This is a genomic window from Halorubrum rarum, from assembly GCF_048380895.1.
In the GTDB taxonomy this organism is placed as follows: Archaea; Halobacteriota; Halobacteria; order Halobacteriales; family Haloferacaceae; genus Halorubrum.
In genome coordinates this window covers 1-20,726 of record NZ_JBLWMN010000024.1, presented here as the reverse complement: position 1 = coordinate 20,726, position 20,726 = coordinate 1, and the positions used below count along the sequence as shown (strand labels likewise).

The following is a 20,726-nucleotide window of genomic DNA, read 5'->3' as shown; positions in this document are numbered from 1 at the left end:
CGCACCGGGCTGTGTGGAGAGGGGCGGCGCGCAGCAAGGCGCGCGAGTCGTCGCGGCTGGGGCTTTGCAGGTGTTCACCGCCGATCCGAGTAAGACCGCTTATAAGCGAGCGGCTGGGGGCTTTGCAGGCGTTCATCGCAGAGTCGTCGATCGCTTATAAACACTCCCCAGCAATGCCCCAGTTCCACGTATAAACAACCAGACCACCGATCTGGTACACCCACTCCCGCTATCGATCACTACGGTGAGCGAACGACCGTGACCGGTTTCGATGACATCCGGACGATCTTCTCGGCGCTGGATCCGAGGTACTTCTCGAGTGCCCCGCGACCGCTCTCGGCGACGATCACGCCGCCGACGTCCGCTTCCTCGGCGTAATCGACGACTTCCTGTGCGATCTTCCCCGTTTTGACCACGCCGACGCCGTCGAGTCCGCGGGCTTCCGCCCGTTCGACGACGTCGGAGACGACCTCCTCACCGTACGCGCGATACTCGTCCATCTCCTCGTCGCTTACGCCGACCGTGAGGATGTACGACGCTTCCGTCTCGACGACGTAGATGGCGTGTACCTCGGCGTCGAACGACTCTGCGAGGTCGAGCCCGTGATCCACCGCCATCGACGCCTGCTCGCTTCCGTCGGTCGCGATCAGTATGGAGTCCATCATGACCTTTCGTCCGAGTATCTGAAAGACGACATATATAGTTTTGGTACATGCTACCGCGAGACAGTCACACCGCACGAGAGAGCCGATCGGCGAGAGACGCGGAGGGAACGGGGACGCTCGCTACTCGATGTTGATCTCCCTGAAATAGATCGCGAAGGCGACGAACGTCAGCAGCGTCCCGGCCAGAAAATAGTTCCCCGCCAGGACGAGCCGGAGGCTCCAGAGGGCGAGCACCACCGCGAGGATCGTGGCGACGGTCGCGACGCGCTGGGACATACCCGAAGCGATGTCGACGATGGAACTTATAAATACCGTCAGTCATCGGAACCGAACCGCTCCGACGCCAGTCCGACGGCACCGAGGAGGATGCCGGCGGCACCGATGAGCGTCTCGAACGGGTCTCCACCGAGCACTCCCGTCGCGAAGAAGACGGCTCCGCCGAGGAGCAGGAACAGCCGGACGAGCGTCCGAAAGCGCCAGTTCATGCGTGCTCCGTCGTGTCACGCGGTCGGTTCACTCACCGCCGATGACCGTCACCGGAATCTCCGACATCCACATGACCTTCTCGGCGGTGCCCCCGAGGTGTTTATCGATCGCTCCGTGCCCCTGTTTGCCGATGACGATGGCGTCGATGGCGTTGTCCGCGGCGTAATCGACGATCTCCTCTGCGGGACGACCGGTTTTGACCGCGCCGGTCCCGTCCAAGCCACGCTCCGCGGCCCGCTCGACCACGTCCGTAACGACCTCCGTGCCGTACTCCTTGTACTCGTCCATCTCCCCGTCGGAGAGGTTCACCGTCAGGATGTACGTGGCCTCGGTTTCGACCACGTACAGCGCGTGTACTTCCGCGTCCATTGCCTCGGCGAGATCCAGGCCGTAGTCCTCACAGCCTCCCGCCGCGTCACTCCCGTCCGTCGCGATCAGAACGTTGTCGTACATATCCTCGTCCCCGGTCGTGATATCTCGGGAGTGTTACATAACTTTTGCGTTACCATGTGTCATGCGAGATCGGTCCTGCGGGTCCCGTCCACGTGCGGACGACCACTACCGGGGGACCAGTGTCTCAAGCGGTACTGCTGACGGGAGCCGTCACCGTTCTCTCGTTCGACATCGGGTTCTCGAATCCGAGTCGATCCGGGAGTAATGTCGTTCGTCGACCTCCTGACCGCGTTCGTTCTCGGAACGCTCGTCTTCGGACTCCAGCGATGAAAGCGCCTCGCCTGGTTTCTCTCGCTTCTCGTGTTGCCGCTGGTCGCCGCGTTGCCGCCGTTGGCTTCCGTTCGTGAACCGAGAAGCGTTCGAATCCGACGACTAAAACGACGCGCGGACGACTGCCACGAACTACCGGATTACGGACGTGATGTGATCGGGGCGGCGTCGCCGGTAGGTATATGATCGTCCCGCACGTCGCTCCGGCGGGATGAAGCGACTCGTCAGCACGGACGACGCACCCGCAGCGGTCGGCGCGTACAGTCAGGCAACCACGACCGACGACCTCCTTTTCACCGCCGGACAGCTCCCGTTGACGACGGACGGCGAGCTGCGCGACGACGAGCCGGTCGCCGCCCAGACCCGTCAGTGTCTCGAGAACGTCGAGGCGATCCTCGCGTCCGAGGGACTGGGGATGGACGACGTATTGAAAGTGAGCGTGTTCCTCGACGACATCGACGACTTCGAGGAGATGAACGAGACGTACGCCGAGTTCTTCGAGGCGTCGCCGCCCGCACGCAGCGCGATCGAGGTCGGGAACGTACCGAAGGGAGCGGCCGTCGAGATCGAAGCGATCGCGACGCGGTGAACGCGGCCAGCAGAACGACGGATCGAATCGGAAACGGCCGGGGCGACGACGTCGCCGCGATCGAACCCCTCGAGCGGCGCATCGCCCGCTGCTCGTAGACTCGATACGCGGCGTGTGCCTGATCGATAGCGGGAGTACGTGAATCAGGTGGGTGGCGTGGTTGTTTATACGTGAAACGGGGGTGTTGCTGGCGGGTGTTTATAAGTGATCGCCGACTCTGCGATGAACACCTGCAAAGCCCCAGCCGCGACGGCTCGCGCGCCTTGCTGCGCGCCGCCCCTCTCCACACAGCCCGGTGCGGTGCTTACTGCGGCGGGCTTCGCCCTCGCGGCTGCCCCTTTGAGTCCCACCCCGCACGGTACCGTACCTCACGCCTCCCCAGCCTCGTCAGGGGCGGTCGCCGGAACCACTCGGCGACCGCCCCTGACTCCCTCGCGCGAGGCCGTTCGCGGCCTGACGGCCGCTCACGGGCGCACGCCACCGCATGCGTTCTTTATAAGTAGCCATCGACGTCGCTCACGGCCGTTTAAATGCCGCATCGCGACCGACAACCTGCAACACCCACTCCCGATATCGCGCAATGTGTGTGTCCGTTCAGTGCGTTTCTGCGGAGCGAAGAGAGATTCGATTCCGCCGGGTATCAGTCCCGGCGATCTTAAAAAACGATCCGAGCGGAGCGGTCGTCTAGAACAGTCCGGAGATGCTGCCGTCGGCGTCGAGTTCCATGTTGGCGGCGGCCGGCTCGGAGGGGAGGCCGGGCAGCGTGAGGACGTCCGCGGTGAGCACCACGAGGAACCCGGCCCCGGCGGACGGGTAGATCTCGTTGATCTCCAGCGTCCAGTCCTCCGGGACGCCCTTCTTGCTCGCGTCGTCGCTGAGCGAGTGGAACGTCTTCGACATGCAGATCGGCACCTCGTCGAAGCCGAGCTCGGCCATCCGTTCGAGGTCGTCCTCGGCGCTACTGCTGAACTCCACGCCGTCGGCCCCGTAGATCTCGGTCGCGACGGTCTCGATCTTCTCCGCGATCGGTGCGTCGAGCTCGTAGAGCGGTCGGAAATCGGAGTCGGACTCGGCCGCGTCGATCAGGTGTTCGGCCAACTCGATACCTCCCTCGCCGCCCTCGCCGAACACGGTCGACTCCGCGGCGGGGACGTCGAGCTCGTCCGCACAGTGCTCGATGACCGCGTCGACCTCGGCGTCGGTGTCCTGCGGGAAGCGGTTGACCGCGACGACGACCGGAACGCCGAACTGCTGGAGGTTCCGGACGTGTTTGTCCAGGTTGGGGAAGCCGGCCTCCAGCGCGTCGAGGTCCTCCGCTTCTAAGGCGTCGACGTCCGGCGGCCACATGTCCTGTCCGTGGTACTTGAGCGCGCGCACGGACGCGACGATGGTGACCGCGTCGGGTTCGACGTCGCCGAACCGACTCACGATGTTCATGAACTTCTCGGCACCCAGATCCGAGCCGAAGCCGGCCTCGGTGACGAGGTACTCCGAGAGGTTGGCAGCGACCTCGTCGGCGATCAGGGAGTTGGTTCCGTGCGCGATGTTCGCGAACGGGCCGCCGTGTACGAACGCCGGAGTTCCCTCGATCGTCTGGACGACGTTTGGTTTCAGCGCGTCCTTGAGCAGGATCGCGACGGCACCCGTCGCGTCGATGTCGTCGACGGTGACCGGCTCACCCTCCTCGTCGTACGCGACGATGATGCGCGCGACCCGCTCTTTGAGGTCCTCGATGCCGTCGGCGAGACAGAGCACGGCCATCAGTTCGGAGGCGGCCGTCAGGATGAACCCGTCCTCCCGGGGAACTCCCGTGACGTCGCCGCCGAGCGCGATGACGGTCTCGCGGAGCGCGCGGTCGTTCATGTCTATCGCGCGCGGCCAGTTGACCATGTTGACCGAGACGTCGAGCTCGTTGCCCTGCTTGATGTGGTTGTCGAGCATCGTCGAGATGAGGTTGTGCGCGGAGGTGAGCGCGTGAAGGTCCCCCGTGAAGTGGAGGTTGATGTCCTCCATCGGAAGCACCTGCGAGTGGCCGCCCCCCGCGGCCCCGCCTTTCACGCCGAACACCGGTCCGAGCGAGGGCTCGCGGATGGCCACGAGCGCCTCCTTGTCGAGCCGGTTCAGCGCCTGCCCGAGTCCGACGGTCGTCACCGTCTTCCCCTCGCCGAGCGGCGTCGGCGTCATCCCGGTGACCAGAATCACGTTGCCGTCCGCCGTCTCCTCCTCGCGAAGCCGCTCTATCGTGTCGAACGATACCTTCGCCTTGTCGTCGCCGTACAGTTCGAGGTCGTCGTTCGTGAGCCCGTACGGTTCGACGACGTCGAGGATGTGATCCGCGTCAGCGGACTGTGCGATCTCGTAGTCGGTCGGCATCGATCCGCCGTCCTCGTTTGAATCGGCCATACATAGACCGTGTCACGACTGGACTATAAGGATTGATACATTCATAGGCTACCGAATACGACGTGTTTACGACGCCGTCGCGACACGGTCGGGTCCCGCATATTCGGTGACGTCGATAGGCCATGGCCGGACGTCTACGGAGATATATCGTGCGATCCCTCAAGCGGACCGCACCATGGAACGCCCTGGACGACTGCGGGTTCCCCGCATCGGAATCCGGTTTCACACGGCCACACGAGTCCCGCAGTCGGAATCCGGTTCACAACGGCCACACGAGTCCCGCAGTCGGAGGACGGCTCGTGACGCTCCCACGAGTTCGGCAGCCGAGGTCATCCGTCCGTGAGGCGTGGGTAACACCAAGAAATAACAAAACGACAACTAGTTGTGGAACGGGACGTGAACGATCGATTCCATGAGGGGTCGATCCATCGGCCGCTGGAAACGCGTCGGTCCTCGAACGAGAGATCCGTCGGGTCGGACGCGAACTATCCGCTCTCGCCCCTCTCCCTGGTGCGTACGTCGCGATCAATATTACTCGTCTCATAACGATTTTGTCAGTAATGAGGTATTTTAATATCGACGCGACGGTCAGTATCGAACGACGATGACATCGAACGACAGTAACTCCGGAGTGTACACCGATCGACGGGTATCGGCGGTTCGACGGGGAGCGAGCGGAGGGACCGATCGCCGATGAGTGACAGCGATTTCCCCTCGAGCGCGGGAACGGTCATCATCGGTGCGGGAGTCGTCGGGAACAGCCTCGCGTACCACCTCGCGGAGCAGGGCCGCGACGACATCCTGTTGATGGACAAGGGGCCGCTCCCGGACCCCGGTGGCTCGACGGGCCACGCCTCCAACTTCCTCATGCCCGTCGAACACTCCAAGGAGATGACCCACCTCACCCGTCGGAGCATCGAGCAGTACAAGGACATGGACACGTTCACGAACAGCGGCGGGATCGAGGTGGCCCGCACCGAAGAGCGGATGGAGGAGCTCAAGCGACGCGTCCAGTCCGCGAAGGCGTGGGGAGAGAAGGGGAGACTCCTCGACGTCGAGGAGATCGAGGAGCTGGTGCCGTACCTCAACACCGACATCCTCGAGGGGGGCTTCTACAGCGAGGGTGCCGGAACGTGTGACCCGCTCCGGGCCGGCGAAGTGATGCGTGCCCGCGCGGACGACGCGACGAACGGCGGACTGACCGTCTCGCCGAACACCGAGGTGCTCGACATGCACGTCGAGAACGGGGAGATCCGATCGGTCGAGACGGATCGGGGGACGGTCGAGGCCGGCGAGGTCGTGATCGCGGCGGGACTGTGGAGCCCGAAGATCGCCGAGATGGCCGGCGTGGAGATCCCGTTGACGCCGGCGGTCCACCAGATGGTCAGCGTCGGTCCGATCTCCTTTTTCGAGGACTACGACGGCGAAATCTCCTTCCCGGTCGTCCGCGACATGGACACCCAGATGTACGAGCGCCAGCACGGCAACGACCTGGAGGTCGGCTCCTATCAGCACCGGCCGATCCTCTGGGACGTCGACGACGTGCCGTCGATCGAGGAGTCGCCGCTGTCGCCGACGCAGCCGCCCCTGACCGACGACGCGTTCGAACAGTCGATGAGCGATGCCTTGGAGATCGTTCCGGAGCTGCTCGACGATCCCGAGGCGGGGATCCGACACGAGATCGACGGCCTGCTCTCACAGACACCCGACGGCGGGCCCCTCCTCGGTCCGCTACAGGACGTCGACGGCCTCTGGTCGTGTGCGGCCGTCTGGATCAAGGAAGCGCCAGCGATCGGCGAGGCGGTCGCCCAGTGGATGACGCAGGGATACCCGGAGATCGATCTGCACGCATCCGACGTCAACCGGTTCTACCAGTACGGCACGTCGAAGGACTTCGTGAAGAACCGTTCCCACGAGGGGTTCCAGAAGATCTACGGCATCGTCCACCCGTCCGAGCAGTGGCAGAGCTCCCGTCCGCTCCGGACGAGTCCGTTCTACAACCGACAGGACGACCTCGACGCGGAGTTCTTCGAGGTCGCCGGCTGGGAGCGCCCCCAGTGGTTCGAGTCGAACCGCGACCTGCTCACCGAGTACAACAGCGAACTCGCGGACCTGACGCGTCCCAACGAGTGGGACGCCAGGTGGTGGTCGCCGATAATCCTCGCCGAGCACCTCCACATGCGAGACAACGTCGCCATGATCGGCGACATGGGCTTCGGCATCTTCGATTTCGTCGGTTCGGACGTCCCCGACTACATCGAGAGGATGGCGGTCGGCCGGACCGACGTCGACGTCGGAAAGACGGTGTACACGCCGATACTCGCGGAGAACGGCGGCTTCATCGCCGACCTGACGATCGCCCGGCTCGGCGAGGAGCACTACCGGGTCGTCACCGGCGGCGTGGACGCCGGCCCCAACAAGGCGTGGTTCGGCAGTCACATCCCGGAGGACGCCGACGTGACGATGATCGACAAGACGGAGTCGCTGTGTACGCTCGGCGTGTGGGGCCCGGACGCTCGGAACGTCGTCGACAGCGTGGCCGAGGAGGACATGTCCCACGAGGCGTTCCCGCCGTACACCGCCCAGGAGATCACGGTCGGCGAGGTCGACGCGTGGGCGATGCGGCTCTCGTACGTCGGCGAGAGGGGATGGGAGATCTACGCCCCGATGGGCCAGGGCCAGCGGCTCTGGGACGTCATCGCCGAGGCGGGCGAGGAACACGACATCCGGCCCGTCGGCATGGGCGTGTACGGGACCACCGGCCGGATGGAGAAGGGCTACCGGCTCCACGGGCACGAGCTCGAACTGGAGTACACTCCGGCCGAGGCCGGCCTCACGTTCCACGGCGTGAAAGACGCCGACTTCATCGGGAAGGAGGCGTACGCGGAAGCGATCGAGGAGGACAACGTCGCGACGCTGTGTACCCTCTCGGTGGACGACCACGTCTCCTCGGAGGGCGAGCGCCGCTTCATGCTCGGCAACGAGCCGGTCCTCGACCCCGACGGCGAGGTGATCATCGACGAGGAGGGTCGCGAGTCGTACGTCACCAGCGCGGGCACCGGACCGAGCGTCGGGAAGCACCTCCTGATGGCGTACCTTCCGCCGGAGTACGCCGAGGAGGGACAGAGCCTGCAGGTCGAGTACATGGGCGAGCGGTATCCGGTGACCGTCGAGGTCGCCGGGAGCCGCCCGCTGTTCGACCCCGAGAACGAGCGCATCCGGAGCTAAAAACGCCGGAGACAACACCCACGAGACCAACACCATGAACGTACTAGCCTGTGTCAAACGAGTGCCGGAGACCGGTGCGAAGATCGTCTTGACCGACGACAACCAGGAGATAGACACGAGCAACTTGGGGTTCACGATGAGCCCCCACGAGGAGTGCGCGATCGAGGAGGCGATCCAGCAGGTGGAGACACACGGCGGCTCATCGCACGTCCTCACGCTCGGTCCGTCGGAGGCGACCGAACAGCTCCGGACGGGGCTCGCCATGCAGGCCGACGAGGCGACGTTGCTGGAGACCGACGGAGAGGAGTGGGAGTCGCGCGCGACCGCGGCGGCGATCGCAAACGCCGTCCGCGAGGCCGACGACGAGTTCGACCTCCTGCTGTTCGGCAACGAATCGGCCGACACGGCGAACTATCAGGTGGGCGTACGCGTCGCCCGCGAGCTCGGCGTTCCCTGCGTGACCGGGATCAAGTCGCTCGACGTCGAGGACGGGACGGCGATCGCGAAACGCGAGATCGCCGGCGGCGAGGAGGTGTACGAGATCGACCTTCCGGCCGTCGTGGCCGTCAAAGAAGGGATCAACGAGCCGCGGTACGCCTCGATGCGCGCGAAGATGCAGGCGCGCAACCAGGAGGTTCCGAGTCGCGAACCCGACGGCACGGCCGGGCCGGGAACGTTCGAGAAGGTGCGGCTCGAAGCGCCCGAGACGGCCGAAAGCGAGGCCGAGATCCTCGGTGAGGGGTCCGATGCCGTCGCCAACGTCGTCGAGGTCCTCGATTCGGAGGTGGACCTGTTATGATACTGACGCTGGTCGAACACGACAGCGGTCTCCCGGACGAGGTGTCCCTGGAGGCGCTGACGCTGGCGCGCGAACTGGCCGATGCTGAGGACGCGTCGCTCGGTGCCGTCGTCTTCGGCGACGAGGCGGCCGGGGTCGCCGACGAACTCGGACCGTACGGCGTCGAGGAGGTCCACCACGTCACCCACGAGGCGCTCGACGGCTACGCGCCCCACGCGTGGGGCGAAGGGCTCGCACAACTGGCCGAGGAGGTCGGGACGGACGCGGTCGTCGCGCCCGGAACCGACCGCGGACACGAGGTACTGGCTCACGCCGGGGCGACCCTCGACGCGCCGGCGGCGACGAACTGCGTCGGGGTCGACGGCGTCGACGACGACGGCTACGACCTGCGGCGCAACCGGTGGGGCGGGAGCCTGCTCGAACACGCCCGACTGGAGGCGGCGACGAAGCTGGTGAGCGCGGCCGAACACGAGTACCCGATCGAGGAGGCCGAGGCGGCGACCGATCCGGTCGTCACCGAGTTCGAGCCGTCGCTCGACGACGCCCATCTTCGGGTGAGCATCGATCGCGTCGAGTCCAGCGACGAGGAGGGCGTCCCGCTGGGCGAGGCACGCGTCGTCGTCGGTGGCGGGCGCGGCGTCGGCGGCGACGACTACGGCGACTTAGAGGAGTTGGCCGAACTGCTTGGCGGCACCGTCGGCGCGTCGCGAGCCGCGGTCAACGAGGGATGGCGACCCCACGACGACCAGATCGGACAGACCGGCGCGAAGATCAGTCCCGACATCTACATCGCGGCCGGGATCAGCGGTGCCGTTCAGCACATGGTCGGCTGTAAGGGTGCCGAGACGATCCTCGCGATCAACACCGATCCCGAGGCGGCGATCATCCAGAAGGCCGACTGGGCGGTGATCGGCGACCTTCACGAGGTGCTTCCGGAACTGAACGACGCGATCCGCGCGAAGCAGTGAGTCCGGATCGGTTCTGATCGGAGCGAAGCCGTCTCCGCACGGGCCGTCCGGGTCCCGAGCAATCACCCGTTCCCGAATCGGTACCCGTTCCTGAACCGTCACCCTTCCTGAACCGTCACCCCTCTTGACCCGTCATCCGACCCTGACCCGAAGCGGCTGGGTCAGCCCGGCAGTGGCTCGAAACATAACATGTCAGGATTAGATCTAGTTGTGTTCTCGTTACGCGAATAGTGATGTAATCTCATTACTATCGACAGGTCACGAGCGCGGCCCGCGACTCGATCCGGCGGGTCCGGGTCGGCCATCGAGGGGCGAACGGACCCGACGATCAGGACCGTCGGATTTGAACCCAAATAAGTACTCTATGCTGGAGCTATTCAAGTATTTCTATATCTTCTGATACAACGTCGATCTCATTGAAGCAGGATAGCACGGCCGAAAATCAAGGATAGTGCCCTTCTCGGTTCCGTATCACCGATCAGGTTCGATCGTGTTATGTATGGCCGATCGACCGTTATTTGGACATATATGGTACATATTCTCTAATAAATAGGATATTAATATATAATACTGATATTTTAGACATATATAAGATCGATCGTCCATACCCGTTCGATCGCCGCTTGAGTATATGAGTCAGATAGAGAGACATACAATAATTACATGATTTTTGTGCGGGAGAGACGTCTCGGTGCGGCCGTCGGAGCCGCGCGACACGCACGGCTATCGGATCGAAGCGTGTCATTGAGCGCCCACGAGACGGGCGTCTACTCGGCGGTTTCCGGATCGGGAAGCGTCTCGCCACCGTCGACGTCGGCGACGTCGTCAGTCTCCTCGACGGCGGTGGTCAGCGAGACGTTGAGCGCCAGCATCGAGACGACCCCGCCGACGATCGTGACGACGTTTTTCACTGCGTGATCGACGATCGCCGCGCCGAGCGCGGTCGCCGCGCCGACCGGCGTCAGTCCGACGACAAGCACCGTGAACGCGCCCTCGTACAGACCGATCCCGCCGGGAGAGAGCGGCAACACCTTCGCGAGGTTGCCGACGCTGACCGCGAAGAAACAGACGGCAAGCAGGGTGACGGGGGCGAGTTCGACGCCGAACGCCGCCAGTACGATCGCCGCGACGAGCACGTCGATGACCCAGATGAGAACGCTCGTTGCACCGACGCGGCCGAACGCCGCGGGATTCCCGCCGACGCGCTGGACGTCGCCGACGAACCGCTCCAGAACGCTCGCGACGTACTCGCCGTACGAGTCGCTACTGATCCGAGTCACCAGCGTCCGGATGCGGTTGGCGTCGGAGCGGGCCGACAGCGCGATCCCGACGACCGCGGCGACCGCCGCCGTCCCGACGACCGCCGCGACGACGACGGCCGTGCGTCCGGCACTGTCCGCCTCGACGCCGGCCCCGAACGCCGCGTCGACGACGAGCGCCAGTTCCCCGGACGCCGCGTAGCCGACCAGGACGACCCCCGCCAGCCCGGCGAGCGTGAGGAGGTCGAACACGCGCTCGGCCGCCAGCGAGGCGAACCCCGAGGGGTACGGGATCCCCCGTCGCATCTTCACGATGTACGCGCGAACCGCGTCCCCGGCTCGGGCCGGGAACACGAGGTTCCCCGTCTGTGAGACGAAGATCGCGCCCGTGAGAAATCCGATGCGTTCCGTGAACCCGAGTTCCCGGAGGATGTCGCGGTACCGGTAGCCGCGGACGGGCCACGAGGCCGCGTACAGCGCGGTCGCGGCGGCGACGAGGCCGAGGTCCGCGTTCCGCATCTCGGCGATCACCTCGGCCGGGTCGAGGTACGCGCTCATCAGGGCGACGGCGGCAGCGACGAGCAGAACCCCCGCGAGCAACGTCACCCGGCGCGTGATCCGAGGGTGGACCGACAGCTGCCACCACAGGCGCACGATGCTCGACCCCATCCCGAGCACGTCCCGAACGAGGTCGACTTTCGTGTCCCCCTTCGGCTCCCAGTCGACCGGGAACTCCGTGACCGTCATCCCCTCGCGCTGGGCGCGGACGAGCAGTTCGGTGTCCCAGAACCAGTGGGTGTCCTCGACGTCGTCCCGAAGCGTCTCGAACGCCTCGCGGGACATCGCCTTAAACCCGCACTGGTGATCGCGGAGGTCCGACCGAAGGAACAGGCGAACGAGTCCGTTGAACGCCCTCGACGGGATCCCGCGCTTGGCCGGCCGGTCCGCGGTGTGGCCGGGGAACCATCGCGACCCCGTGGCGACGTCGTACCCGTCGCTGCGGACCGCGGAGACGAGTTCCGCTAAGTGACGCATGTCCGTGGCCAGGTCCGTATCGAAGTAGACGAGCGTGTCGCCGGCGGCGGCCGCGAAGGCGTACTCCAGCGCGCCGCCCCGTCCCAGACGCTCCTCGCTGTGGAGGTGTCGAACGCGGTCGTCGGCGTCGGCTATCCGGCTGGCTATCTCCGGCGTCCGGTCGTCACAGCCGTCCTCGGCGACGATCACCTCGAAGGATCCGGGCGGAAGGAACTCGGAGAGCGTCGACAGCGTCGTCTCGACGGTCCCCTCTATCGTCCGTTCCTCGTTGTACGCCGGGAGAACGACGCTGACGGAGGGGCCGTCGACCGATCCGCTCATTGGGGAGTACTGGCTCGGGCGAAGGTAAGTACCTTCTGAACCCGAGAGTGGAACGCTCACTCCGACGGGTCGACCCCCGATCGGTCACGTCGATCCCACGGGGACCGAGTCGGACCAGTCGATTCGGCTCGCACGACACCGCGGGATTAACCGAACCTACCAACCGGCTTATAGTGAACGAACGCCTGTTAAACCATATGAGCACGGCACACGCGGACCCCACCACCGCGTCGACGGGACTCTCGGACAAACAGACACGGATCCTGGTGTACCTCCACGAACACGCCGACAGCCGAACGTATTTCAAATCACGGCTGATCGCCGACGACCTCGATCTGTCGGCAAAGGAAGTCGGGGCGAACATGGCTGCCGTCGCCGACGCCGCGACCGATATCGACGTCGAGAAGTGGGGCTACTCGTCCGGAACGACGTGGATGGTGACGACGTAGCCGAGTCCCGTGAACGGCCCCACGCCATCGATAGCAGACGCATCGAAGCGCTTCGAGACCGGCTACGACGTATTGAAACCGGCTACGGATCGTACCTGACGAGCGACGCCGCGTCGTCCGCGAGTGCGGTGGCGGCGGCGTCGAAGGAGTCGGCGTATCGGACGATCAGCGCGAGCACTCGCTCCGGCTCCGTCAGTTCGTAGCCGTCCGAGCGGTCCAGCAGGCCGGCGTCCGCGAGATCGCCGGCGGCCGTACTGATCGCCGGTCGCGACACGTCAAGCGCCGCCGCCAGCTCCGCACCGGTCGTCTCCGGCTCCCGAAGCAGCGCGATCATCATCCCTCTGGGCGTGTCGCGTCGGAGGTAGCCGAGCGCCCGTCTGTCGAGGTCGTCGAAGCGCCCCGCCTGGAAGTACCGCCGGTAGTCCGCGTCCTTCACCGACGTCACCTCGCCGTCGGTCTCAAGTCGACCGAGGTGGTGTTGCGTCTCGCCGGTTCCGAGTTTGAGGTCGTCGCGAAGCTTCGAGAAGTGCGCACCCGGCGTCGTCCGCACGTATCCGCGGATCGCCTCGCGAGTCTCGTTGTCGTCGCCGTCGGCCGAGCCGCTCGCGGTGCCGACGAACGGAGCCGCGGCTCCGACGGCCGCGAACCGTCGCAGAGTCTCCCGTTTCCGCTCGTCGACACCGTCCGTCACTACCTGAGAGAGCCTCCCTATCGGCAAAAGGGCTTCGGGAGCAACGGTTCGAGATCGAAGCGACCGCGCCGACTACTCCGTCTCGCGCTCGACGTCGCCGCCGGCGGGTTCGTCGTCCATCTCCTGGATGACCTCGTCGGCGGATCTGATGTTCGCGCCGGCACCGCCGGATTTGACCGCCTCCGCCTCCTTTTCGAGCTCCTCGACGTCCATCTCGGCCGCCTCGTCGATCTGCCCGAGGATCTCATCGATGTCGTCGAGCCCGAGCATCTTGCGCGTGTCGTCGTCGAACTCCAGCCCCTCGAGTCCCTCGGACTGCTGGACGTCGGAGCCGGAGAGCGACTTGCCGTAGCGGCCGACGAGGCTGGTGAGCTCCTGGGGGAGCACGAACGTGGTGGACTCGCCTTTGCCGATCTCCTCTAAGGTCTCCATGCCCCGCTCGATGATCGCGCGTTCGCCCATCGATTCGGCCGAGCGCGCGCGCAACACGGTCGAGATGGCGTCCCCCTGCGCTTCGAGGATCTGGCTCTGCTTTTCACCCTGCGCGCGGATGATGTTCGACTGCTTGTCACCCTCGGCCTGCTCGACGGCGGAACGGCGTTCCCCCTGCGCTTCCAGGATCATCGCGCGGCGGCGGCGCTCCGCCGACGTCTGCTGTTCCATCGCCTGCTGGACCTCCTTCGAGGGATTCACCTCGCGGACCTCGACCGATTCGACGCGGATCCCCCACTCGTCGGTCGGCTCGTCGAGCTCCTGGCGGATCTTCGCGTTTATCTCCTGACGTTTGTTCAGCGTGTCGTCGAGCTCCATGTCGCCGAGGACGGCCCGGAGGGTGGTCTGTGCGAGGTTCGAGACGGCGTTCTTGTAGTCGTCGACCTCCAGGAACGCCTTCTTCGCGTCCATCACCTTGATGTACACCACCGCGTCGGCCGTCACCGGCGAGTTATCCCGCGTTATCGCCTCTTGACGGGGCACGTCAAGCGTCTGGGTCCGCATGTCGAACGCGTACGTCCGCGAGACGAACGGCGGAATGAGGTTGATACCGGGTTCGAGCAGCTTCCGGTACTCGCCGAACACCGTGAGCGCCTCCTTCTCGTAGGCGTCGACGATCGCGAACGACTGCCAGAGCGTGACGACCACCAGCAGGACGAACAGCAAGCCGATGCTCACCAGTCCGAACTCGAATTGGAGGGGAAAGAGATCCATACGCACGGATAAGGCTATCAGTGGCTTAATACTTCGGCTACGATCGGCGATACACCTCCCATCCGCCGTCTCCGCTGGGTCGATCGTGAACCGTTCATACCAGTTTTCGAGGCGTCCGGCGATCCTGACCGGCATCAACGTCGTTCGCGATCGTTCATCGACCGAGTCGACGACGCCCATCGACCGAGTCGACACGCGAGTCGTGCCCGCGCGAAACGGGTGATCTCTCCGGTCCGCGCGAAACGGGAGACACTTCCCGTCGGTCGTGGGACCGCTCCGACGCTGTGGCGACGGACCGGCGTTCGAAACTGGTGGACTGGACGCCTGACGAACGGTCACTCCTCGGACGTGACGTCGTCCGTCTCCTCCGTGTCGTCAGCCTCGCTCCGAGTTCGCTTGAGTGCGTCGACGGCGGCGTCCGTCGTCGTGACCCGGGTTTCGGTCACGCCGTCCGGATCGAGTTTCGGCTCGTCATCGACCACGTCGTCGGTCACGGAACCGTCTTCCGTCCCGTCGTTCTCGTCACGAAGCCCGAGCCACGACGCAAGCGTATCGAGCAGTCCCATGATCAGTAGTGTCTGAACAGAAGAGCGCGGACGTCGTCTTTCGTGCGTGCCGACTCGACGCTACCGTCCGGCAGCGTGACTTCATAACGGGCGTCGCCGTTGCCCGACTCCCACTTGTCACTGTGGGTGTCGAGCAGGTCCAGCATCGCGTTGAGCTGGCCAGCGCCGCCGTCGCCCGCGTCGGATCCGTCCGGCTCGCCGGCGTCGGGATCGGCATCCTCCCCGTCATCAGCGTCCGGTTCCGCCTCGTCGGTGACGGTGTCGGGGAAGTCAACGTCAACGGGCGCGAACGGGTCGGTGTAGCGTTGTTCGGTCGCATCAAGGATCGCCGTGATGAGCTCCCGTTTCGTCAGGTTGCTGCGACCAGTGATATCGTATTCGGCAGCGATGCTGTACAGGTCCATCGGTGACTCGGCACCGTCCTCGCTCTGCCGGCGGGTGCGATCGCTGAGTGCCGCTTTGAGCTCCACGCGGGGAAACGGACGAGGGCCGGCGTCCTCGCCGTCGGCCGTATCGATCTCGGCCCGTCGGTCCGGGTCGTCGACCGTGTCGGCAAGATCAAGCAGGTACGCGAGAACGTCCGGCACGGTGACCGAGGTGTAGTCGTTTTCGTGGGCAGCCGCGAGCTCCTCGCGTAACGTGGTGATACGGTCGTGCTGTTCGTCGGTGATCTCGATTGATGGCATGGTCAGCGATCGTCGTGAAACCGCCGGATTGCCGTCTCCCAGCTCTCGTCGGCTCTCGGCTTGCCAGTGTGGTCAGCCTCAAGGCCGACGTAGCCACACGTCTCGCAACTGAGGGCTTCGACGCCAGCTAGCGAGAACGTCGTCAGCTCGTTCCCACACCGTGGACAGTCCGGTTCCACTGTAGATCGGTTCCGACTTCGTGTCCAATAGCTAAAACACTGGGGTCGGGGGAACAGTAATTATCATCGCCACAAACATCCCACGCATGAGTGAGGCCACCGATTCGAACCAGCTCCTTCGCTACTACCGACGGTACATCGGCGATCCGGACCGTGCGGTGGATGTCTACGCCGGCTTCGGGCTGTTTTTCGGCGGGTTGGTGCTCGGTGCAGTCGGCGTCGTGGTGTTTCTATACAGCGCGACGCTGCCCGCAAACACCCTCTCGACGTACGCCGTCCGGGAGGTCGCCGTCGTCGCTGCCGCGCTCGGGCTTCCAACGCTGCTTTTGGGGACCGTCGTGCTGCTGCCGGTCGACAAACGCATGCTGTACGTCGCCGCCGCCGGCACGCTGACCACCGTTGGTGCCATCGCGATCTTCGTGTGGGCGTATCCACATGACTGGAACGTGACGAACCCGCCGGACTACAGCGCCCAAGGGATCGCCGTTTACAGCGTCGGCATCGCGCTGGTCGTCTCGGCGACCGGCGCGGCACTCGTCGCCCACCGTGTCGAACGCGCGGCCGGCAGGACGTCGGCGGCCGATTCCGCCGACAAGGAGACCGACGGCGAGACCGTCACCGACGAACAGGTCCGCGCCGACATCGACGGTGCACTTGAGGACGCCGAGCTCTCGTGGGGAGGCGTCGCGCGCACGGAGTCGCGCCGGTTGACCCTAGACACCAGCGCCATCGACGACATCGACCGCGACGCGCTGCCGGACTCGGGGACCGAAACTCGCACCGCCGACAACAGCGTCGCGGACGCGGTTAGCCAGCTCAAAGGTCTGCAGGGTGGAGAGGTCGAAACGGCCAGCGGCGGCAGCACCGACGACCAGGCGGACGCGCTCCGCAAACTCCGGGAACGGCAGCGCGAGGAGGAACGCACCGCCGCAGCGAACCGGTCGCTGTTCGAGCGGGTTCGAGATCTGTTTTGAGGCCCGCTTTGAACCGCTCGATCTCTCACCCAATAAAAACTTATATGGATCGATTCTGACTTCCACATATGGCAAAGGGACTAGACGTTGGCACGATGAACATTCTCTCTGCACGACAGGAAGGTGCCGAAACCGTCTTCGTGCAACAGCGGAACTCGTTCGTCGAGATCGAGTACAGCGACATGGCCGAACAGATGCTCTCACGGAGCGAGGTCCTCCACATCCGGAAGGGTGAAAAGGTGTACGTCGTCGGCGACGATGCGCTCAACTTTGCGAACATATTCAACAAAGAGACCCGCCGACCGATGCAACACGGGATCCTCTCCAGCGACGAGTCCTCGGCGATCCCGATGATCAAGCTCATCACCGAACAGGTCGTCGGCGAACCCTCGAGACACAACGAGCGACTGTACTATTCGAGCCCGGCCGATCCAATCGATTCCGATCTGTCGACGCTGTACCACGAGAAAACCCTCGAATCGATGCTCGCTGACATGGGGTACGATCCGGAGCCGATCAACGAGGGAATGGCGGTCATCTACTCCGAGCTCGCCGATAACAACTTCACCGGCCTCGGGATCAGCTTCGGTGCCGGCATGACCAACGTCTGTCTGGCCTACTACGCGGTGCCCGTGATGAAGTTCTCCATCGCCCGCGGCGGAGACTGGGTCGACGAACAGACGGCGCAGGCGACGGGGACGCCGGTCGATAAGGTGACCAGCATCAAGGAGGACGACTTCGAGTTGGACTTCAAGACCGACGTCGGCGGCGTCAAGGGCGCACTCGCGATCTACTACGAGAACCTGTTGGACTACGTGATCGAAAACATCACCAGGGAGGTCGACGAGGAGGACGTCGAGGAGGGCCTCGACGTGCCGGTCGTCGTCACGGGCGGCACCTCCACACCCAACGGTTTCGAGGACCTGTTCGCCGAGCACTTCCAGGACGCGAACATCCCCTTCTCGATCAGCGACGTTCACTCGCCGGACGAGCCGATGTACAGCGTCGCCAGCGGCGCACTGGTCGCCGCTCGCTCGGAGGAGGAAGACGACACGGAAGCGCCCGAAGACGACGACACGGAGGAGTAGCGCCACGCTTCGCCGCCCTACTGCGGGTTTGTGCTACCGCTTGACGACCCACAACCGCGAGTCTCGGTCGAAAGGACGGGGCAGGACTCATGATCGGGTTCCCATCGCACCGATCACGAACGAGTCGGAGGTACGAGTTCTTCGGCCATCTCAGTGACCGTTTCACCGAAACCTCTCTTCTGAGAGCGTTTCGACCGTTCCCCTTGTCTCCGTCGTCGAATCGTAAACGGCCTGACGACCTCCCGCCAACAGTCCGATGACACCACGGCGACCCGTATACGCGCCGGGGGTGCGGCTCTTATTGCTCGGGCGTTGCGAAGCCGACGCCGCCGGCGAGGATCGCGGCAGCGGCGAGGATCGTCGCTCCGAGAACGACGAACCCGTCAGCCGGGTTCAGCCCGCCGATCGCCGCGGCCGCGTCCACCACGAACACGGTGACGAAGAGGCTCAGGATGGCGAACGCCAACATGACGATGGTCGCGAGCACTGCACTAGCCAGGGTTCCGAACGCGTCGAGAGCTCCCATACTATCTCACGGATCCGCCCCGATCCACAAGAAAGTGACCATCACTGCATCACTCCCCGGCCGCGCGTGCGATGAGGTCGCGTGCCGCGGCGGCAGCGCGCTCCGTGACCGCGTCGGCGTCGAGCGTGAGCACCTCGCGGTCCCGCATCAGCACCCGGCCGTCACACACGGTGTGGCGCACGTCGCTGCCCCGGACCGCATACGCGAGGTGGGAGACGACGTCGTGAAGCGGCGTGAGATGCGGGGCGTCCAGGTCGACGATCGCGAGGTCGGCGGCGGCCCCCTCCGCGATCCGGCCGCCCGGGAGGCCGAGCGCGTCCGCACCCGCCGCGGTCGCCATCTCGACGACGGCCTCCGCGGGGACCGCCGAGGCGTCGGCGGCAGCGAGTTTCCCGACCATCGCCGCGTCGCGCATCTCGTCGAACAGGTCCAGATCGTTGTTCGAGGCAGCGCCGTCGGTGCCGAGCGCGACCGTGACGCCCGCCTCGCGGAGTCGCTGGACCGGGGCCATGCCGCTGGCGAGTTTCATGTTCGAGGCCGGGCAGTGAACGATCGACGTCCCCGACTCGGCGAGCAGTTCGATCTCCCCGCCGTCGACGTGAACGCCGTGCGCGAAGAAGTTCTCGCCGTCGAGCGCGCCGATCTCCGCGGCGTACTCGATCGGTCGGACGCCGCGCTCGTCGACGATCGGGTCGACCTCGTCGGCCGTCTCGTTCGCGTGGAGGTGGACCGGAACGCCCCGCTCGGCCGCCAGTTCGATCCCCTCGCGGAGGTACTCCTCGCCGACCGTCGTCAACGAGTGGGGCATGAACGCGGTGTGGATCCGACCGTCGGCCGCGCCGTCGAGCTCCGACGCGACCTCGATGCTCTCCTCGACGTCGGCGAGCGCGTCCGCGTCGTCCTTCCCGACGGTCACCACGCCGTGGCCGAGTCGCGCGCGCATTCCCGCCCGGTCGACGACGTCGGCGACGCGGTCCATCGCGAAGTACATGTCCGCGAACGCGGTCGTCCCCGAGCGGATCATCTCCAGCGCGCCGAGCGCGGCACCCGCCTCGATGTCGTCAGGGGTGAGTTCCGCCTCGGTGGGCCAGATGTCCTCCCGTAACCACGCGTCGAGCGGCTTGTCGTCGGCGTAGCCGCGCAAGAGCGTCATCGAGACGTGCGTGTGGGAGTTGACGAGTCCGGGCATTACCAGCGAGCCGTCCGCGTCGAGCGTCTCCGAGGCGTCGGCGTCGAGGTCGGGGCCGACGTCATCGATCGTCCCCGTCTCCCGATCGACCAGTACGTCCGCCTCGCTCACGGAGCCGTCCGGGTGCAGCACCCGTCCGCCCGCGACGTACAGCGTGTCCATACGAGTCGGTGCCTCGCCGGCCACCTAACGCCTTCCGTTCTCGGCGACGAGCGACGTCCCGACCGATCGCAGGTCAGTACGGGACGCTGCTTCTCACGGCGGTCACCAGCAACCCGATACCGACCGCGATGACGAGGTAGTCACCGCGGCCGAACGAGAGCCTGGGGAGCGTCGGGTTCCACGCGAAACATCGGGCGGAGAGGGCGGTCCCAAGCCGGTCAGCGCGCCCGAACGCACGGTTGATCCCCGCGACGGCGACGAGTCGCATTCGTTCGCGAACCGGCAGACGTCCGCCGCCCCGGGCCCGGATCGCCTCGCGCGCCGTCACCAGGTCCCGCGTGAGCAGGGGAAGGAACCGGAAGACCAACGCGACGCCGACGCCGAGGAACGCGCCCGCCCGTCCGGGAACCGTGTGTTGGATCGCCGCCCGGGAGTCGCGGACCGGCGTCGACCGCACGTACGCCGCGGCGACGACCAACACGAGGACGACGCGGTAGCTCGCGAGCGTCGGGGGGGGGGGGGGGGGGGGGGGGG

At 65.4% G+C, this 20,726-nt stretch carries 21 protein-coding genes; 7 read left to right on the top strand and 14 right to left on the bottom strand.

Translation table 11 applies throughout. The annotated features are described in order from the left end of the window. Positions 1–239: 239 nt before the first annotated feature. The 4 genes from ACNSN7_RS14175 to ACNSN7_RS14160 all read right to left on the bottom strand — a co-directional run bounded on the left by ACNSN7_RS14175 (position 240) and on the right by ACNSN7_RS14160 (position 1,604). Positions 240–665 carry a universal stress protein gene (locus ACNSN7_RS14175; RefSeq protein ID WP_418282955.1) on the bottom strand — a complete coding sequence of 142 codons (426 nt, stop codon included), beginning with the start codon at positions 663–665 and terminating at the stop codon, positions 240–242. Between the two features lie 120 nt (positions 666–785). Continuing rightward, positions 786–941, bottom strand: a complete 156-nt coding sequence (locus tag ACNSN7_RS14170) for a hypothetical protein (RefSeq protein WP_418282954.1) — start codon at positions 939–941, stop codon at positions 786–788. A 38-nt stretch (positions 942–979) separates the two neighbouring features. Further along, on the bottom strand, positions 980–1,150 hold the full coding sequence (locus ACNSN7_RS14165) for a hypothetical protein (RefSeq protein WP_418282953.1): 171 nt from the start codon (positions 1,148–1,150) through the stop codon (positions 980–982). 28 nt (positions 1,151–1,178) lie between these two features. Further along, complete coding sequence (locus ACNSN7_RS14160) at positions 1,179–1,604, bottom strand: universal stress protein (RefSeq protein WP_418282952.1); 426 nt, start codon at positions 1,602–1,604, stop codon at positions 1,179–1,181. A gap of 481 nt (positions 1,605–2,085) precedes the next feature. Here ACNSN7_RS14160 and ACNSN7_RS14155 point away from each other — a divergent pair, with 481 nt between their 5' ends. Then, positions 2,086–2,463, top strand: a complete 378-nt coding sequence (locus ACNSN7_RS14155) for a RidA family protein (RefSeq protein WP_418282951.1) — start codon at positions 2,086–2,088, stop codon at positions 2,461–2,463. A gap of 684 nt (positions 2,464–3,147) precedes the next feature. Here the strand turns inward: ACNSN7_RS14155 and ACNSN7_RS14150 are convergent. After that, positions 3,148–4,866, bottom strand: coding sequence for a formate--tetrahydrofolate ligase (locus tag ACNSN7_RS14150; protein WP_418282950.1), 1,719 nt, complete (start codon positions 4,864–4,866; stop codon positions 3,148–3,150). 693 nt (positions 4,867–5,559) lie between these two features. Between ACNSN7_RS14150 and ACNSN7_RS14145 the strand changes: the two genes are divergently transcribed. Genes ACNSN7_RS14145 through ACNSN7_RS14135 form a run of 3 tightly spaced genes read left to right on the top strand, consistent with a single transcriptional unit; the run spans position 5,560 to position 9,861 of the window. Beyond that, positions 5,560–8,094, top strand: coding sequence for a GcvT family protein (locus ACNSN7_RS14145; RefSeq protein ID WP_418282949.1), 2,535 nt, complete (start codon positions 5,560–5,562; stop codon positions 8,092–8,094). Positions 8,095–8,128: 34 nt separating this feature from the next. Further along, on the top strand, positions 8,129–8,893 hold the full coding sequence (locus ACNSN7_RS14140) for an electron transfer flavoprotein subunit beta/FixA family protein (protein WP_418282948.1): 765 nt from the start codon (positions 8,129–8,131) through the stop codon (positions 8,891–8,893). Continuing rightward, positions 8,890–9,861, top strand: a complete 972-nt coding sequence (locus tag ACNSN7_RS14135; protein WP_418282947.1) for an electron transfer flavoprotein subunit alpha/FixB family protein — start codon at positions 8,890–8,892, stop codon at positions 9,859–9,861. Before ACNSN7_RS14140 ends, ACNSN7_RS14135 begins: the two co-directional genes overlap by 4 nt. Before the next feature lie 767 nt (positions 9,862–10,628). Here the strand turns inward: ACNSN7_RS14135 and ACNSN7_RS14130 are convergent. Then, complete coding sequence (locus ACNSN7_RS14130) at positions 10,629–12,476, bottom strand: flippase-like domain-containing protein (RefSeq protein ID WP_418282946.1); 1,848 nt, start codon at positions 12,474–12,476, stop codon at positions 10,629–10,631. A 197-nt stretch (positions 12,477–12,673) separates the two neighbouring features. Between ACNSN7_RS14130 and ACNSN7_RS14125 the strand changes: the two genes are divergently transcribed. Further along, positions 12,674–12,925 carry a DUF7123 family protein gene (locus ACNSN7_RS14125; RefSeq protein WP_418282944.1) on the top strand — a complete coding sequence of 84 codons (252 nt, stop codon included), beginning with the start codon at positions 12,674–12,676 and terminating at the stop codon, positions 12,923–12,925. Positions 12,926–13,007: 82 nt separating this feature from the next. Here ACNSN7_RS14125 and ACNSN7_RS14120 read toward each other — a convergent pair whose 3' ends face one another. The 5 genes from ACNSN7_RS14120 to ACNSN7_RS14100 form a co-directional block, all read right to left on the bottom strand. Beyond that, complete coding sequence (locus ACNSN7_RS14120; RefSeq protein WP_418282943.1) at positions 13,008–13,616, bottom strand: winged helix-turn-helix transcriptional regulator; 609 nt, start codon at positions 13,614–13,616, stop codon at positions 13,008–13,010. Positions 13,617–13,688: 72 nt separating this feature from the next. After that, on the bottom strand, positions 13,689–14,822 hold the full coding sequence (locus ACNSN7_RS14115; protein ID WP_418282942.1) for an SPFH domain-containing protein: 1,134 nt from the start codon (positions 14,820–14,822) through the stop codon (positions 13,689–13,691). Positions 14,823–15,157: 335 nt separating this feature from the next. Then, a complete protein-coding gene (locus ACNSN7_RS14110) occupies positions 15,158–15,388 on the bottom strand; it encodes a hypothetical protein (protein ID WP_418282941.1) in 231 nt (76 codons plus the stop codon). A gap of 2 nt (positions 15,389–15,390) precedes the next feature. Continuing rightward, complete coding sequence (locus ACNSN7_RS14105; protein WP_418282940.1) at positions 15,391–16,074, bottom strand: Rho termination factor N-terminal domain-containing protein; 684 nt, start codon at positions 16,072–16,074, stop codon at positions 15,391–15,393. A 2-nt stretch (positions 16,075–16,076) separates the two neighbouring features. Then, complete coding sequence (locus ACNSN7_RS14100; RefSeq protein WP_418282939.1) at positions 16,077–16,253, bottom strand: zf-TFIIB domain-containing protein; 177 nt, start codon at positions 16,251–16,253, stop codon at positions 16,077–16,079. Between the two features lie 86 nt (positions 16,254–16,339). Here ACNSN7_RS14100 and ACNSN7_RS14095 point away from each other — a divergent pair, with 86 nt between their 5' ends. Next, complete coding sequence (locus ACNSN7_RS14095) at positions 16,340–17,227, top strand: cell division protein CdpA domain-containing protein (RefSeq protein WP_418282937.1); 888 nt, start codon at positions 16,340–16,342, stop codon at positions 17,225–17,227. Positions 17,228–17,295: 68 nt separating this feature from the next. Next, the gene (locus tag ACNSN7_RS14090; RefSeq protein ID WP_418282936.1) at positions 17,296–18,315 is read left to right on the top strand and encodes a disk-shape morphogenesis protein volactin; all 1,020 of its coding nucleotides are present in this window, start codon (positions 17,296–17,298) and stop codon (positions 18,313–18,315) included. Between the two features lie 298 nt (positions 18,316–18,613). On the opposite strand, the gene ACNSN7_RS14085 is transcribed toward ACNSN7_RS14090, so the two are convergent. The 3 genes from ACNSN7_RS14085 to ACNSN7_RS14075 form a co-directional block, all read right to left on the bottom strand. Beyond that, entirely contained in the window at positions 18,614–18,841 is a 228-nt protein-coding gene (locus ACNSN7_RS14085) for a hypothetical protein (protein WP_418282935.1), read from the bottom strand. Positions 18,842–18,890: 49 nt separating this feature from the next. After that, positions 18,891–20,192, bottom strand: a complete 1,302-nt coding sequence (locus tag ACNSN7_RS14080; protein ID WP_418282934.1) for an amidohydrolase — start codon at positions 20,190–20,192, stop codon at positions 18,891–18,893. A gap of 73 nt (positions 20,193–20,265) precedes the next feature. After that, positions 20,266–20,726 (bottom strand): energy-coupling factor transporter transmembrane component T family protein (locus ACNSN7_RS14075; protein ID WP_418282933.1); only part of this gene is annotated, 461 nt, incomplete at its 5' end.